The sequence below is a fragment of the Pseudoalteromonas sp. 19-MNA-CIBAN-0066 genome, from assembly GCF_040308705.1.
In the GTDB taxonomy this organism is placed as follows: Bacteria; Pseudomonadota; Gammaproteobacteria; order Enterobacterales; family Alteromonadaceae; genus Pseudoalteromonas; species Pseudoalteromonas nigrifaciens.
Genome location: NZ_JBEONZ010000148.1, coordinates 1 through 290 on the forward strand (window position 1 = coordinate 1; position 290 = coordinate 290).

1 pseudogene is annotated in these 290 nt (G+C 45.9%); it reads right to left on the minus strand.

Annotated elements, in window-relative coordinates:
- Window positions 1-290, minus strand: a pseudogene (locus AAEZ18_RS18580) (excinuclease ABC subunit A); the annotation flags it as partial.

Consider the following 290-nt stretch of genomic DNA (forward strand, 5'->3'; position numbering starts at 1 on the left):
GTTTAATACTTCAGCGATGTTTTTATCTCGATAAGTGATTGCCAGCGTATCCTCGTCATAGCGTTGCCCATGACATACCTGACAAGGTGCATAGACACTGGGCAGAAACAACAGCTCAACACTGACAAACCCTAAACCTTCGCAATTTGGGCAGCGGCCTTTTGTGGTGTTAAAGGAGAACCTGCCAGCATCATAGCCTTTTTCTTTTGCTTGCTTAGTCACCGCAAAAATCTTCCGCACATCATCAAACAAGCCAGTATAGGTTGCCAAATTAGAGCGCGGTGTACGAC